Origin of the sequence: Lujinxingia sediminis, from assembly GCF_004005565.1 — a bacterium.
Lineage (GTDB): Bacteria > Myxococcota_A > Bradymonadia > Bradymonadales > Bradymonadaceae > Lujinxingia > Lujinxingia sediminis.
This window is the reverse complement of the sequence record NZ_SADD01000004.1, coordinates 22,931-38,957: the sequence shown is the minus strand read 5'-3', so window position 1 is coordinate 38,957 and position 16,027 is coordinate 22,931. Positions and strand designations below refer to the sequence as shown.

Sequence of the window (16,027 nt, the reverse complement as noted above, 5' to 3'; positions counted from 1 at the left end):
CAGGGGGGGATTGAGGCCGGCTTGGAGCTTGCTGCATGCGCACAGGGTGTGGCAGGCTGCGCGCCGAGACGACGAGCTGCCGGCGTAAATGTCCAGGACGAATGGTATGCCCCTGAGTGAAACGGTCTGCCCCGAATGCGGAGAGCCGACCCGTGACGATGATAGCTGCCCGATTTGCGATCGGGCCACCGGTGAGATGGCGGCTTTTAGCGCGCAATTTGCCTCTCCCGGGCAAACCCTCGACATCGTGGTAGCGGGGCGTCATTACGGTCGCCAGGAACTCGCCGAGGTCACCCTTGTGGTTCGTGTCGACGAGGTGCTCGAAGAGTTTGATGGTCGGCGAGTGTTGGTGGCGAGCGCGGTGAGCGCGTCGGTGTCGGGTGTGGACCTGGAAGGCGATGATGCGCTGGCTTTTGTGCATCCGACCTACCTGATCGAGGAAACCACGCGACCACGGCCACGGCATGACTCCTGGCCTGAAGAGGTGCGTCGGCTGGTGCGTGCACCGGTCTTCCTGGAGCAGCAGGGCAATCATACCCGCTCGGTCTTTGTGGATAATGTGGGTGTCTCGGTCGGTGACCTGGTTGATCTGGTGCGCGGAGAGCTCGAGTACGAGCAGGTCAAAGCGATCTTCGTTTCGGTCGCCGAGCTGTTTCGGAAGTTGCATCGCGCCGGCTGGGTGCATCTGGGGCTGACCCCCTGGAATGTGCGCGTTTTTGATCGTGGAAGCGAAGACGGGTTTCCTCGCATCTTTATCTCGCAGTCGCTCGGTCAGGTCTTTGAAGCTCCCGCCCCCGTTGAGGGCGGTCAGCTTGAACCGAACAATCCCTTTGAAGATCGGGGCGCGACCGTCGTGGAGCTAATGCCGCTTGCCTTCTCCGCGGAGGAGATCGAGCGCGCCGCAGCGCTGCGCAAGAACGACGGTGCGGCTGACGACGATAGCGCTTTCTATGAGCCGGCGTACGACTCGTCCTCCGTCTCGGAGGCGATCGAGGAGGATGAGCCGGAAGTTGGCACCGAAGGTCTGGAGATCGACGCGGTACTCGACGGCATCGACCGGCTCTTTGAGAAGGGCAAGATCGACGACGAGATCGCGGTGACGCCAGGCTTCTCTGCGCCGGAGCTGCTCAGTGGCCTTGGGAGCCACGATGGCGAGTCGGCGGATGTCTTCGCGCTGGGGATGCTGCTTTATTTTCTGGTCTCAGGCATGGTGCCGCCGGCTTCGGTGTACACGCGCTACGCGCCGGCGATTCCTGCGCGGAACTTCCGCCCGGGCTTTCTTCCGGGGCTTCAGCCCGTGATTTCGCGGGCGACCCGACCGCATGCCGCCGACCGTTACGACAGCGTCGAGTCGATGCTGGAGGCCTTCTACGAGGCGTGTGAGGCCATGGAGCGGCGCGTGCGCTCTCGCGAGTATGCGCCGCCGGTGATTCGCCTTGCGAGTGATACGCACATCGGCATCGCCAAGCGTCGTCGCAATCCGACCAATCAGGACAGCGTCTTCTCGGCCGCCTCCGAAGACGGTCGTTTCGCGCTTATCGTCGTTGCCGACGGGGTATCGACCGCGAGTTACGGCTCCGGGGACCTTGCCAGTCGGGCGTTGGCCGAGGAGGCGGCGCGCGTCTGGGAAGATGCTCTGCCGACCTATTTGCTCGAAAGCCGGGTCGACGAGACGCGCATCATTCGTCAGATTCTGGGACGCGCGAATCATCGGATTGTCGATTACGTCAACCGCACCTATTCGCCCTTTCGGGGGAGTCCGCACGAGGTGATGGGCTCGACAGCGCTGGTGGCGGTGGTGCTCGATGGGGTGGTGACGCTGGCTGCGCTGGGCGATAGCCGCGTTTATTTGCAGCGGGGCGCGGGGCTGGAACAGATGACCGTCGATCACAACCTGTGGACGCTCTCGATCAAAGAAGGCGTCGCTGCCGATACTGCGCTGGCGATGCCGCACGGCGAAGCGCTGGCACGGTGCATGGGCACCTTTGTGATCGAGGAGGCAAAGCTCGTGGCGGTGGAGCCCCAGCCGGATCTTTTCCGTTTCCGCGTGATCGAGGGCGACTCCATGCTGCTTACCACCGACGGCCTGACGGACTTCGGTGGTCCAAACTTGCTGGCAGCTGAGGATAATATCCTGGCGATCATGCTGGCGGAGCCGGACCCGGCGCTGGCCTGCCTGGAGCTTATTTTGCTGGCAAACCGCGGCGGCGGGGGCGACAACATCGGACTGTCGATCGCCCGATTCTACTAAAACTCGCCGTACCCTGATCGGGGCGTGGTATGTAGAGACAAAGAAGCGCGCCTTTCATGATGAAGGCGCGCTTCTTTTTTGAAGCACCGATAGGTTGACGAAGCCTGCGTGAGCTCTCGTTCAGTTCTCGACGCCGGCCCGCTGACGCAGCTCCCGGGCATACTCCACCGTCTCCGAGGGTACCCACTCGGCAGGCGGCTCCTCTCGGTGCGAGGCGGTGCCGGCGAAGTCGGGGTGATGCTCGCGAATCCACTGCACCGTATCGCGCAGGGTCAGCGTGAGAGGGCGCGGCTCAAAGCCCAGCTCTTTTTTGGCGCGGCTGCTGTCGATGTACCAGAAGTGACGGGCCATCTCTAAGCTGGCCGCGTCCAGGTCGCCGGAGGGCGCGCCGGCTTCTTGCAGCGCACCGAGGAGCTTGCCGCCGAGCTTAGCGAGCTTGCCCGGCACAGGAAGGCGAGGTGCGCTCAGCCCGGTGATGTCGGCCAGGTGCTCGAAAAACGCCGCAAGCGTCAGGTTGCCCGCGCCCAGCAGGTAGCTTGAGCCGGGCTCAGCGCGCTCCATCGCCGCGATAAACGCCGCAGCCACGTCGCGCACATCAACCGCCGAGAGCCCGCCGGGCATCACGCCGGGGACTTTGCGTTTCATGAAGAGCACGACGTCGCCCGTCGAGCTCTCCCGCCAGTCGCCTGGGCCCAGAAGAAGCGTGGGGCGCATCAAGACCACCGGAAGGTCATGGCGCTTCTGGTAATCGACACACACCCGTTCCTGGTAGATTTTGGAGAGGTAATAAGGCCAGTCCCGTACCAGGTTCTCGGCATAAGGGCTGGTGTCGTCGGCGACAAACGAGGCCTCGCGGCTTACGCCGACGGTGCCGCTGGTCGAGGCCACGACGATTTTCTCAAGGTCTGTGTCGCTGGCGATGAGCGCGTCAAAGAGCCGCCGGGTGCCCTCGACGTGAAGAGCGTACATGCGGTGGGCCTGGCTGCGGTCGCGTTCCACAAGACCGGCAAGGTGGTAGACCCGACCTACGCCCTGGACCGCCGCTTTGAGGGCGTCGGCGTCGTCGAGGCCGCCCTCGATTTGCTCCACGCCCAGCGCTTCGATCTCGGCGTTGTGGCGACGCGTGAGCACGCGCAGGTCATGCTGACCCGTAGCCAGAAGCTGGTCGATAAGGTGTCGGCCCAGAAAGCCGGTTCCGCCGGTGATGAGTGTGGTCATGGTGGCTCTATCGTATTGATTTTGTTGGAAAATCAAGAAGGCGCGGCCGCAGGTGGCGGCCGCGCCCTGATGCGGCGGTGGTGCTCGATTCAGAGGCGGAAGACCGCCGAGAAGCGCATCAGAAGATCGGGATCGTTGGTCTTGATGACCCCGTTCATGAACTCCTCCATCGAGGGGACATAGCTCTCCTGGACGATCTTGCGGAAGATCTCCGGGGAGGTTTTGACCACGCAGTCGGCGTGCCCCGAGGGTTTGGTGTTCTGGATGTTGCAGGTCTTCGGGTCGACGGTGATCGTCCACTTATGGGAGTCGAAGTTGCCCAGGCTGAAGTAGAAGCTCACGGGGCTATCGACCTGGTTCTCGGCGAACTTGTGGTTGAGTTCGTGGAAGATGGGCGAGAGCTGGTCGGCTTGAGCTTTGGCCTTCTCGGCGTTTCCGCCGCCGCGCGCGGCGAGCCCCAGCTGCGCGACCGCATCGTGGGTGCGCTGGCTGATGGCGTCGAAGCGGGCGGTGGGCGAATCGGCATCCATGTTGGCGCGAAGCTCCGAGGCTTTGAGCACCGGTCCGATCGTGACCTTCAGCTTGCGCGAGGTCGGGGAGGGAAGCGCCTGACCTTTAGGAAGGGCGCGATGGGTACCCTCGATCCACAGGGGCAACACGTCGATCTGGTGGGTGTCGACCAGGTAGCCCAGCCCGCGGCGGAAGGCCTGCAACTTCCCATCGCGGGAGCGCGTGCCCTCCGGGAACATCAACAACATCTCGCCGCGGCGCAACGCCTCCGACGCGCGGCCCAGGGAGCTCTCCAGGGTGCCGGAGCGCTCCACGGGAAGCAGGTTGGTGAAGTTGCCGAAGTAGGTTTTGCGTGCGGTGTTTTTGAAGAAGTAATCGGCGGCGGCCAGCGCGCGAATATCCTGTCCGAACTCGCCCAGGGCGTATTTCACAAGGCCCATATCCAGGTGGCTGGAGTGGTTGGCCACCACGATGACGTTGGGATTGTGGTAGGGGATGTGCGCACGGCCGAAGACCTCCACGTCGAAGAGACGTTCGTAGGCGTTCATCTGGCCGTTGTAGAGCAAGTCTTTGACCATGCGCTGCACCGCCGGGGGCACATCGTAGGAGTCCACGCGCTCAAGCACCGATTTGGGTTGGACAACCAACTCGGTGGAGCTTGCCCCGCCGTCGAGGAGCTCCTGGAGCTCGCCGACGGTCTGGATGGTGGCGAGTGTTTCGGCGCTGACGTGGTGGTCGCGGGCCTCCAGAATCGAGGCCAGCTCGACGAACATCAGGCTGTCAAAGCCCAGGTCGTCGAGCAGGTGGGTGTTGTTGTGGATATGCGCCGCGTTGTAGTCGGCGAGCGTGGCCAGCACCTTGTCGAGCCAGCTCCAGGTGGTGTCTTCAACTTCGCCGCGGTCCACCGCTTCGAGCTCGGCGGCCATGAGGCGTTCCAGGATCTTGACGACATCTTTGCGTTTGATCTTGCGCGTGGCGGTGCGGGGGAACTCGTCGTTCCAGAAGCGCAACACCTGCACGCGGGAGTGGGAGGGCACGCGGGCACCCTCGACGCGAATCCACTCGCGGATGGCCGACTGCATCGTGGCAATCTGCTCGGCGGTGGCGTTCTCGGGAAGATCGGGGCGCACCAGGCAGGCTACGCGCTCAGAGCCCTTGCCGTCGGGCAGTCCGACGATGGAGAGATCCAGGGCGTCGGGGCATTTGGAGTAGATGTCTTCGAGCTCGTCCGGGTAGCAGTTTTTGCCGCCGGCGGTGACGATGACTTCTTTCTCGCGTCCGACGATGGTGAGGTTGCCGCGGCGGTCGAACTTGCCCAGGTCGCCGGTGTGCAGCCAGCCATCTTGCAGGGCGGCGGCGGTTTCTTCGTCGCGGCCCAGGTAGCCGCGCATGACGTTGGGGCCGCGGGCGACGACTTCGCCGACGCCCTCATCGTTGGGGTCTTTGATGTCGACCTCAATGCCTTCGAGAGCGCGACCCACGGTGCCCGGCGCAAGCCCGCGCTCGGGGCTGTTGACGGTGAGCACCGGGGCGGCTTCGGTCAGGCCGTAGCCTTCATAGAGGCTGAAGCCCAGGCCGTAGAAGGTCTCAAGGATGTTGACCGGGAGCGCTGCGGCGCCGCTGATCATGTAGCGCAGACGTCCGCCGAAGGCCGCGTGCACCGGCGCAAAGAAGGTCGAGCCAAGGTTAACCCCCCACTTCTCGCGCAGGGTGGTGTTGGCCGTGAGCATCGACTCGAGCGCAAAGCGAAGCGCCGGCGGGGCGTCGCTGATGCGCTGGTCGATGCGGCGGTGAAGAAGTTGCCAGAGGGCCGGAACCCCGATGAGCGCGGTGATGCGGTTATGCGTCATCGCCGTGGTGAGCTCGTCGGCGTTGACCTCCTCCAGGTAGGTGATGGAGGCGCCGCGGGATAGGGGCATCAAAAAGCCGCAGGCGAACTCAAAGGTGTGGTGCAGCGGAAGCACGCTCAAGAAGCCGTCTCGCTCGGTGATCTGGAAGGTCTTCTGCAGGCTGTTGAGCAGGTGTGCGAAGTTCTGGTGGGTGAGCATCACACCCTTGGGAGCTCCGGTTGTCCCCGAGGTGAAGATCAGGCTCGCCAGGGGCTGGCCGTCCTGCTCAGCGCGCATCAGCTCGGCCAGAAGCGGGTCATCACCCTCGGCGGGCAAAAGCTCGACGGAGGCGGCGTCGCTCGAAGGCGCTTCGGCGACCTCGCTGAGCTGCGCCTGGTCGGGAAGCCCCAGGCTGTAGAGCTGCGCGAAGGTCAGCGTGCGCGCCGGGATGCTCTCTTTGAGGAGGGTCTCTCGGAGCTCGGCGCCCAGGCGCTCGTCAACGGCCTGGCTGAGCACAATCGCCCGTGCACGGGCCGAGCGCGCGATGTTGAGGATCTGCTCGGTGGTGCTCGCCGAATCCACCGGTACGGCGATGCCGCCGGTCTTCAGGATGCCGAAGTAGGTCATGCCCCACTGCGGGCGGTTCTCCGAGATGAGCAGGCAGGTGGTGCCCGGGCCCACGCCCACGCCGCTCAACACGCTGCAGGCGCGCTCGGCGCGCTCTTTGAGCTCCCCGTAGGTGTAACGCTCCACGATGGAGCCCGACTGATGCTGCAGCGCCACCCGTTTCTGGAAGTTTGTGGTCGATGCGTCGAAGAGCTCCACCAGGTCGTCGTAGGTGTAGACCTCGCGGTTGCGCTCTTTGAGCTTGGCCTCCAGCGCCGGGTAGCTGTGGCGAGCGAGCCCGGGGATATGCGTCTGAATCCAGTACTCGCGCCAGTCCAGATCCTGGATGCGGCTGCCGTACACAGGCCGCTCCGCCGGGCCGAGTTTTGCGGAGAGCTCCACGATGTTGCCCGACTTAAAGGTCAGGCGGTTGTCGTAGATGAAGGGGAAGAAGAGCTCAAAGATCTTCTCGGTCGTCGTGGCCATCGCCTCGACGCTCTTGAGCGACTTCTCGACGCCTTCGATGGCTTTGCCTACGCCGCCGAGCTCTCTGGTCGGGAGTTTTTTGAGGAGTTTGCGCATGCCACTGACAGTGCGCTTGAGCCCCGGAGCTGACTGGCGCTCAAACTCTTTGCGCTCGACGACCACCGAGTCCATCGACTTGAGCACGAGCTTCTTCCAGCCCGGGGTCTTGACCTCGCGGTCGATGACCCGGCGGTTGCCCAGGGTGGAGAGCTCGACCAGGCGAGCCACCGAGATGGGGTTCAAGTCGGAGGAGCCCAGGTGGTAGACATCGTGATGCTGGTCGGTGAGCAGGGCGGCGGTGACAGCGAGCATCGCGCCGGAGACGTAATCGACCGGGATGACGTCGAGGTTGATGCCCTCCCGGGTGGGCACAAAGCGGTGCCCCTTGTACATCATAAAGCAGATCGGGGCGGTGGTGTTGATGCCCTCATTCCAGCCCTGCTGGGGGAAGCTCTCCGCGCTCTCGATGATGGCCGGGCGCACGATGGTGACCTTGACGCCACGGGCTGCGGCATCGGCCAGAATGCGTTCACCCAGACTCTTGGTGTAGGTGTAGATGTTGGGCCAACCCCAGAACGCGGCGCGTTTGCGGCCTTCCAGTGAAAGGGTGCGATCGACCCATTTCACGCGCTCGCGCTCGCAGGCGGAGTCCAGAGCGCCCCGGTCGGCGGGGTTGAGATTATGTTTTTTGAGGAACTCGCGCGCTTGCTGCACAAAGCGCACCTGATGTTCCTGGTCGCGGGAGATGTCCTCAAAATGCTCGATGAGCTTGAGGCAGTCGTCGATCTCGCGGGTGTGGTCGTAGTCCAGTCCCAGCTCTTCGACTCTGGGGTAGACCCGCGGTCCGGGGAAAATTTCGGGGCTGGGCTTCTCGCTGTTGCCGGCCACAAAGCAGGTGGACACGTGCATCAGACGAGCGTGATTGTCGCCGAGCTCCAGGAAGTCGAGCGTGAGGCGCTGGGAGAGGGTGTTGATCTCCAGCGCGTTCTTGAGGTTGGGGTTGAAGTTGGTCAGGCCAGCCGAGTTGATGAAGACGTCGAGCTGCGAGGAGAGCGCGCGGGCTTCGTCGTCTGGAAGGCCGAGGTTCGGGCGGCAGATGTCGCCGTCGATCACGCTGACCTTCTCGTTGAGAAACTCCAGGTAGCCTTCGTCCCCGTAGACCTCACGCAGCGGGTCGAGCGCGCCGGAGGGCACCACCTCGTCAAAGAAGCGTTCGGTGGCGCTCTGGGTGCGGCGGCTGCGCACGAGCACGTAGAGCTGCTCGATGTCGGGATGGTTGCGCAAGAGCATCACCATCACGACCTTGCCCAGAAACCCCGTGGTGCCCGTCAGAAGGATGCGCTTGCCCCGCAGGGACTCGCCGACGTTGAGCGTGCCCTCCAGGGTGGGCTCATCAAGGGTGGCGGGCAGCGCGTAGCCGTTGGCGCCGTTGGCGTGACCGTTTGTTGGAGCGCCATCTTGGATGGCAGGGGTGTCGTTGGTATGCGTCATGGCAAAAACCTGGGTCGACAAAGGCTGGCGTGCTCGGAGGCGCACGACTTCCAGAACGATGGAACGCGTTTAGCGAAAGACGGCGAACATCAAGCGAGACTTGAAACCATCAAACGTGATTAGCGGACGTCGGCGATCACAAAGGGCGGGTGGTGCATCACCGTCAGGTCGTGGTCGGGGCCGTGGTGTTCGGCGGCCATCTCCAGGGCCTCGTCCATGGTTTTGGCGCTGAGCCAGCCCATACGCGCCGGGACGTGGTCGTTTTCGGCACCGACCACAATGACGCGGCCGACGTGATGCTGCCCGTTTTCGGCCCAGTACCACATGTAGAAGGGGTGCACGCCGTGGTAGGCGTTGCCGCGCCGGAACATCTCAATGTAGTTGGGGTTCTCGGCGAACTCTTTTTCCCAGCGCTTGCCCAGGGTCTTGGAGCAGCGGGTCTCGGGCAGGCAGCGGTTGAAGAACTCGATGTAGCTGGGGTGGTGATCCGGGTCGAACTGGTCGTAGCAGGGGTGGGTGATGATGAGCGTGCCGCCCTTCTTCACGATGGGTTTGCCCCGGTACATGTTGAAGAAGTAGCCCAGCGCCATCACGCGAACCAGAAGGGGGTTCATGATGGAGTTGACGTTGTAGGGGCTCTCAAAGGGGATGCCCCAGACGACCACGTCGGATTGGCCTTCGACGGGCACGGCGTGCTGCTGCCAGCACTTCTCCAGGGTCTTCTCGTGGACGGCTTCGGTGGCGCCGGCGAACACGCCGACGAGGCCGTAGTCGGCGGGCACCTTGTGGAAGAAGTTGCGCTTGGCCGCGCGCGGCAGCTTTTTGAGCGTCCACTGCATCGACTTAAACTTGAGCTCATCGGCCGAGGACCAGTCGTCTTCCGGATCGGCCAGAAACTGAAGCTGGTCGTCGTACATCTTGTTGTTGAGCGCGGTCTCGATGTGGAAGACGTTGAGCTTCTCGTTGATCATCCGCCCCATGCGCTCGTTGCTGCTGTAGAGCGCGCTGTTCTTGGGGTCCATGTAGGAGTCAGACTTCAGAATCGTCTGGGGGTTGTGGTGGTACTGAATCGACTGGTAGCCCGACAAACCGGTGCCGATCGATTTAAAGCCCCCGTTCATCGGGACGTAGTTGACGTTGACGTAGATCAACAGGTCGCTCTCGGCGGCGCGGCGCACGATCTGGACCTTCTCGCCATGGTCGGTTTCGCCGAGGAAGACCATGTTGTCTTCGTCCTCGGCGTCCATGTTGTAGAGGCGCTCGGGGTAGTACTCGTTGAAGATCTCGGGGCCGACCATGCGCTTGATTTCGCTTCCGGTCATGCGGCGATGCAGGGCCAGGGCGACGACCATCTCGACGTCTTCCACGCCGTGGTCGGCGAGCATCTGCAGGACGATCTCGAGGACCTTCTGGCGGATGTCGGGGGTCTTCATCGGGGGCAGGGGCACCGAGATATCGTCGATGGCGATGGTGACCTTCATGCCCGGTTTGAGTTGAGCGTAGAGGGGCTTGACGTCCCCCTCGGGGTGGTTGAGTGCGTAGCGGATGGCCGCGCCCTGGTTGTCGATGGGCTTCATCGGCTTGTTCGCATAGACCACGCGCGTGCCGGCGGGGAACTTATGGGTCAAAAAGTCTTCGCCGTAGTGCAGGTAGAGGGGGCGCGAGTCTTCGGTGAGGTAGCGAACCGGATTGTAAGGCTTCGAGCTGTCGGACATGCCAGGACCTTCCGCAATAAAGATGTATGAGGAGCGCTGCCTGTCAGGGGATGACGCGGCGGGCGTTTTTTATCGAAATCAGTCGAGGTTGAGCACCGGCCAGTCGTACGCGCGGGCGGTGGTGCGCATCTTGAAATCGGGGTTGATGGCGCAGGGGTTGCCCACCACCGAGAGCAGCGGGATGTCGGAGCCGCTGTCGGCGTAGGCAAAGGAGCGGTCAAGGTCGTAGCCGTGCTCCTCGGCGTAGCGGCGCACCCAGAGGGCCTTGTTGGCGCCGGCGATCATGGGCTTGAGCAGCCGGCCGGTCGCCTTGCCATCTTTGATCTCCAGGCGGTTGGCCACGAAGTCCTTGCAGCCCAGAAAGTCGGCCAGAGGTTTGGTGATCACGTCGAGCGCGCCGGTGACCAGGATCTGGTCGTGGCCCTGGCGCTTGCTGCGATCGACCAGGCTGTGTGCACCCTTGAAAATGTTGGGCTTGATGACCTTCTCAAAAATCTCTTCGCCGATGAGGACCAGGCGGTCTTCGGTGAACCCGGCGTAGTTTTTGTAGAAGGCCTCGTTGAACACGCGGCGGTCGAATTTATCGGCGATCCAGTAGAGGGGCAGGCTGGCGAGGAGGCCGGCGGTTTTGCCGATCTTATCGCCCATCGCCGGGCTGTTGATCGCGTAGTAGGCGTAGGCGTGCACGACGTTGGTGCGGATGAGCGTGCCGTCGACGTCGTAGAACGCGGCGGTGCGGCGAGTGTCGCTATGGGGTTCCATCTACAGCCACCTGGCTTCGGGTCCAACCTGGATTGAAGTGACCGGCTTCCGAGCGGTTCGGGCACACTGCCGGTTATCGGGAGGTGGGCTTTATGGGGAGGTGTGAGCGATGTCAAGACGGCCTTTGGCATGACTGGTGAGTCACGCGGAGGATCGCGCGAAATGACGCGCTGCGGCGAGGATCGGGCGTGTCGGCGAGAGGGTTTTACAGGCCGGCAATCGGGGCTTCGGCGCTCAGCAGGGCCTGGTAGATGGTCGGGGCATCGGGGGCGTGCAGGAGGGTGTCGACGAGCTCGGCGTTGGCCAGCATCTGCACCTGGCGGGCGAGCCAGGGAAGGTGAAGCTCTTCGTAGCGAAGGCCCAGCACGAAGAAGAGGTGGGTGGGCTGGCCATCGAGGGCATCGAAGTCGACTCCGGCCCGGGAGCGTCCCACCACCATGAAGGGGCGCGTGATTTGCTCGGGGTGGCGTCGCAGGGTGTGCGGGAAGGCCAGCCCCTGGCCGATGGCGCTGGGCATGACGTTTTCGCGCTTGATCAGTGCGCCGACAAACCAGGTGTCATCGCGCACCAGGCCCAGCCCGGCGGCAAAGGCGGCGAGCTCGCTGATCACGCCGGTTTTGGTGGTGGCGACCAGGTCGGCCAGTACGTGGGAAGGCTCAAAACAGCTCCGAAGCGCCAGCATTTTTCGGGGGGCCGGGTGAGGGGTGGGTTCGACCACGCGCGGGGTCAGCCCGAGCATCTGGTCGTCGAGCCAGGTGTCGATCATGGCCTTTCGAAAACGCCACTGGTTGCCGACTTTGACGCCGGGCAGCGCGCCCTCCTGGACGAGATTAAGAACGGTGCGCTCGCTGACGTTGAGGTAGCTGGCGAGCTGGCGGGCGGTCATGAGGCGGTCTTCCATGGGCAGGCCTGAGCGGGGGGAGGGGGTGATTGACCGGTTGCGTTGTTTTACGTAGGAATGCGTTAATTGACAACGGATGGCGTTTTTTGCGTTCGTTGGTCGCATGTTGATGCGGGTCATGGCGAGGCGGCGACGATGGGACGCACGCGTTATACAGCAGGCCAGATGACGAGCAGGTTGACCGAGCTTCCCGGGGCAGCGCTGCGTGCGGTCTGGCGAGAGGGGTATCGGGGGGAGGACTTTCGTGCCGATGTGATGGCGGGGCTCGTAGTCGGGGTGGTGGCGCTTCCGCTGGCGATGGCGCTGGCCATCGGGGTCGGGGTGCCTCCGCAGTACGGGCTTTACACGTCGATTGTCGCCGGGTTTTTCATCGCGCTGCTTGGGGGATCCCGCACGCAGGTGAGTGGTCCGACGGCGGCCTTTATTGTGATTCTGGCACCGATCTATGCCTCGTACGGGCTGGCCGGGTTGCTGGTGTCGGGCTTGATGGGCGGGGTGATCCTCATTGCGATGGGACTCTTGCGGCTGGGGGGGCTGACGCGTTTTATCCCACATCCAGTCACAACGGGTTTCACCGCGGGGATTGCCACTGTGATCGCCGCGATGCAGATCAAAGACTTGCTGGGGCTTGAGCTCGATGGTGCTCCGGCACATTTCTTCGAGCGGCTGGTCGCGATGTGGGAGGCGCGCGCGACGGCTTCGCTGGATGAGCTGGGGATCGGCGCGCTGACTCTGGCCATCCTTGTGCTGACGCCGCGGCTTACGCGTCGTTTTCCGGCACCGCTGATCGCGCTTCCAGCCGCGGCGTGTGTTGCGCTGGGGGGCTCGATGGTCTGGGAGGGGTTTGAGGTGGCGACGATCGCCAGCAGCTTCGAGACGAGGGTTGGCCAGGAGCTCTACGCGGGGATTCCGCCTTTGCCGCCTTTGCCGATGTGGCCCTGGGAGGCCGGTGGGCCGGGAGGGGCGAGTTTTGAGCTGAGTTTTGGCATGGTGCGTGCCCTGCTGGGCGGGGCGCTGGCCATTGCGATGCTCGGGGCGATTGAGTCGCTGCTCTCGGCGGTAGTGGCCGATGGCATGGCGCGCACGCGTCATGATCCCGACGCCGAACTCATCGCCCAGGGGGTGGGCAATGTGGTGGCGCCTTTCTTTGGCGGAATTCCGGCGACCGGGGCGATTGCCCGCACGGCGACCAACATCAAGTCCGGTGCGTGCTCACCAGTGGCGGCGATCGTCCACGCGCTGACCATCCTGGGGGCCGTGGTCGTGGCCGCGCCGCTCCTGGGGTATCTGCCGATGGCTTCGCTTGCCGCGCTGCTGGTGCTGGTGGCCTGGAATATGTCGGAGGCCCGGCATTTTGCCCACATCGTGCGCGTGGCACCGCGCAGTGACGTGGCCGTGCTCTTGACCTGTTTCGGGCTGACTGTGGCCGTTGATATGGTGGTGGGCGTAGGCGTGGGGGTGGTACTGGCGGCGTTCATCTTTATGCGCCGGATGTCGGAGGTGACCGAGGGGCGGCTCAGAGAGGAGGAGCCTGCGGCCGGCCAGCCGGCTCTTGCGCCCGGGGTGATGGTGTATGCGATCAGCGGGCCGCTTTTCTTCGGGGCGGCACAGAAGGCGATGGCCGCGCTGGAGATCGTCAGCGGCGAGATGCGGGCGGTGATTCTGGAGTTGGATCAGGTTCCGGCGATGGATGCCACCGGGCTTGTCGCGCTGGAGAGCGCGGTGGAGACACTCCGCGAACATCAGTGTCAGGTGGCGCTTGTGGGATGCCAGAAGCAGACCCGTGAGCTGCTGGAGCGCGCGGCCATCGCCGAGCGCGATGGCGTGGTCATCGCCGAGACGAGCGCGGAGGCGCTGGCGTTTTTCAACGCGTCTGACTCGTGGTCGGCCGCCTGAAGGTGTTCGTCACGGCTCCGTGGCTCCAATTTGCGTTGTTTTCAGGATAAACGCCCCGCTCACCTGTCGATGAGCGGGGCGTTTGTGCGTCAGGCGGGTTGTAAACGCCGAAAAACGCTCATTCCTTACGCGAGCCTTCTTCGTCGCCCACGTAGGTGATCTGCTGCGTCGGCGCCGAGCCCAGCGCGCGTGGCGAGACGTGGTGCAGGGCGCGGCCGGCCGAGGGCAGGGCGGAGCCGCGGCCGCTGGAGATATCGACGCCGGGATCGGCGATGATCTGAGGCTCAAAGTCCGGAGCGGCCGCACGGCTGAGGAGCTCGCCATACTCACTGAGGCGCTGCGTCATCTGGAACCCCCAGGAGTCTCGGACCTGACGGCATTGGTTCAAGTCGATCTCGCTGACGATCAGACCGTCGCGGGTGCGCGAGAGCCCGGGCGTGCGGCTGCCATCGGGAGCGGCCACATAACTCGACCCATAGAAGTGCCCGAAGTCGTGGTGTGCCGCTCGCCCGTCGCCCGAGGTAAAGGCGTTGGGGAAGTGCTCGGTGCCCACGCGGTTGATCGCGACGCTGAAGTAGCTGTTGGCGATGGCTGCGCACCGGGCCTCAATGGGCCAGAGCGGCTCGGAGAGGGCGCCGACGGTGGCCGAGGGGTTAAATACAATCTCCGCCCCGTTGAGCCCGAACATCAACCAGTTCAGCGGATGGTGGCGCCCGTAGCAGATGTTGATGCCGATCTTACCAAACTCGGTGGCAAACACCGGGTGCCCGGTGTTGCCCTCCATGTAGTAGGTCGACTCGTTGAAGTCGCCGACGCGCGGGATGTGGTTTTTCCGGTGGCTGCCAATGATGTTGCCGCGGTTGCCGATGACCACCGTGGTGTTGTGCAGGGTGTCGCCGTGACGCTCATCGCGCTCGAGAATCGAGGAGAGGATGACCATGTTGTGGCGCCGCGCCAGCTCGGCGAGAAAGCGGGTGGTCGGGCCGTCGACCGGCTCGGCAAACTCCACCCAGGGCTGCTTCTCGCGGGTGCAGAAGGCAAAGGGCATCGTCCAGGCCTCCTGGGTGCAGAGCACGTTGGTGCCCATGGCGGCGGCCGCTTCAATGATCGTCGCGACCCGGTCACGGATGGCCAGATACTGCGCTTCGATCGGCGCGTCGGTCGGCTCGATGATGCGCGTCTGAATGGCCCCGACGCGCACGCGACGCGGTGCCCGGCGCTGCTCGGGCGCGCACGCAAAGGCGTAGGCGGCAACATCAAAGTCGTGCTGCTCGGCCAGAGAGGCCGCGGCCTCGGTAAGCTCGATAGGCGCAGGCACGTTGCCGTAAAGGATGCGGAAGGCCTCGGCCTGATCCTCGACCGGGAGTTTACGAAGGATGCCTTCCAGACTGTCGATTTCGGGATGGTCACTCATACAATCACCTCAGCTCAGGGGAACGCGGGTGGATAGAAGGCGCCCGGTACGGTCGGGGCGCATGCTCAGGACGGATGTGCGGCGCGTGGGCACAAAAAGCCGACTCAACAGGCGCGCGGCTCCACTACCCTAGCGCATGGCGCGCTGGATGCTAAGGGCGCGTTGGGATTTGAGAAGTTCCGCTCGTAAGCCGGGCTGTGGCACCCCTCATCGCCCCGGGGAAAGGGGGCGTCTGATGCGTGCGCCTTGAGCTACGGGTGCTGCCGCGTTGGTCTGCGCTGGTAACAGCGCTGTGAGCCGGCGTTGACGCCATGTCTGCTGCATCGAGCGCGCCCCGAGCGTGTTGGAGAGCCTCGACGAGGCGAACGCAGACTCTCAGGTTTTGCGCCGTGCCGCCCTTCACGTCGCAGCGATCGGCATCAGCGTTTGCGTGTGACGTCGTCATAAAAAAGGCCGTCGCCCCAAAGGGCGACGGCCTTCAACGTGACCATGGTCGTGATACAGATGCCGGGATTAGAGCTTCATCGCGCTCTCGGCTTCGCTCAGGGTAAAGCGGGCCATCGCCAGGTTGGCGCGGCTGCGATCGACGGCCAGGTAGAGAAAGATCTCCGGGTGGCTCTTGAGCGGGCGGATCAGGTGGTACTGATCGGTGAGCGTAATGAGAATGTCCTCGATTCCACCGCTGAGCTTTAGCGCTTTCATCGCCCGATTTTTGGCTTTGACGACCTCGGTGTTGGCGGCGACGGCGACCTCCACGTTGAACTTGTCGGAGCCTCCCTGGGAGCCCATGACCATTCCGCTGGCGCTGTTGCCGATGGCTCCAGCGATGAATCCGTCGACGCTGGCAAGTTGTTCGAGAGCGTTGTTGACCGGGTTTGACATCGTTACTTCCTCTGGGTCAGGGGCGAC

9 protein-coding genes are annotated in these 16,027 nt (G+C 63.8%); 2 read left to right on the top strand and 7 right to left on the bottom strand.

Annotated elements, in window-relative coordinates; genetic code table 11:
* The first annotated feature begins 106 nt into the window (after nucleotides 1–106).
* Nucleotides 107–2,251, top strand: a complete 2,145-nt coding sequence (locus EA187_RS09330; protein WP_164856158.1) for a protein phosphatase 2C domain-containing protein — start codon at nucleotides 107–109, stop codon at nucleotides 2,249–2,251.
* Nucleotides 2,252–2,371: 120 nt separating this feature from the next.
* Here EA187_RS09330 and EA187_RS09325 read toward each other — a convergent pair whose 3' ends face one another.
* The 5 genes from EA187_RS09325 to EA187_RS09305 all read right to left on the bottom strand — a co-directional run bounded on the left by EA187_RS09325 (nucleotide 2,372) and on the right by EA187_RS09305 (nucleotide 11,808).
* Nucleotides 2,372–3,469 carry an NAD-dependent epimerase/dehydratase family protein gene (locus tag EA187_RS09325; protein WP_115604045.1) on the bottom strand — a complete coding sequence of 366 codons (1,098 nt, stop codon included), beginning with the start codon at nucleotides 3,467–3,469 and terminating at the stop codon, nucleotides 2,372–2,374.
* A gap of 89 nt (nucleotides 3,470–3,558) precedes the next feature.
* A complete protein-coding gene (locus EA187_RS09320) occupies nucleotides 3,559–8,430 on the bottom strand; it encodes an AMP-binding protein (protein WP_127780096.1) in 4,872 nt (1,623 codons plus the stop codon).
* A gap of 119 nt (nucleotides 8,431–8,549) precedes the next feature.
* Nucleotides 8,550–10,145, bottom strand: coding sequence for an NPN-dependent hydroxyacid isomerase, LarAH14/15/16 family (gene larAH / locus EA187_RS09315; RefSeq protein ID WP_127780095.1), 1,596 nt, complete (start codon nucleotides 10,143–10,145; stop codon nucleotides 8,550–8,552).
* A gap of 78 nt (nucleotides 10,146–10,223) precedes the next feature.
* Nucleotides 10,224–10,907 (bottom strand): HAD family hydrolase, encoded by a 684-nt coding sequence (locus EA187_RS09310; protein ID WP_115604052.1) that lies wholly within the window; start codon nucleotides 10,905–10,907, stop codon nucleotides 10,224–10,226.
* 205 nt (nucleotides 10,908–11,112) lie between these two features.
* On the bottom strand, nucleotides 11,113–11,808 hold the full coding sequence (locus EA187_RS09305; protein WP_164856157.1) for a PTS sugar transporter subunit IIA: 696 nt from the start codon (nucleotides 11,806–11,808) through the stop codon (nucleotides 11,113–11,115).
* 135 nt (nucleotides 11,809–11,943) lie between these two features.
* On the opposite strand from EA187_RS09305, the gene dauA reads away from it, so the two are divergent.
* Nucleotides 11,944–13,704: a C4-dicarboxylic acid transporter DauA gene (dauA, locus tag EA187_RS09300; protein ID WP_206524234.1), complete on the top strand. Its 1,761-nt coding sequence runs from the start codon at nucleotides 11,944–11,946 to the stop codon at nucleotides 13,702–13,704.
* Nucleotides 13,705–13,822: 118 nt separating this feature from the next.
* On the opposite strand, the gene EA187_RS09295 is transcribed toward dauA, so the two are convergent.
* The gene (locus EA187_RS09295) at nucleotides 13,823–15,118 is read right to left on the bottom strand and encodes a nitrilase-related carbon-nitrogen hydrolase (RefSeq protein WP_115604055.1); all 1,296 of its coding nucleotides are present in this window, start codon (nucleotides 15,116–15,118) and stop codon (nucleotides 13,823–13,825) included.
* A 513-nt stretch (nucleotides 15,119–15,631) separates the two neighbouring features.
* On the bottom strand, nucleotides 15,632–16,000 hold the full coding sequence (locus EA187_RS09290; protein WP_115604056.1) for a hypothetical protein: 369 nt from the start codon (nucleotides 15,998–16,000) through the stop codon (nucleotides 15,632–15,634).
* Between the last annotated feature and the right edge of the window lie 27 nt (nucleotides 16,001–16,027).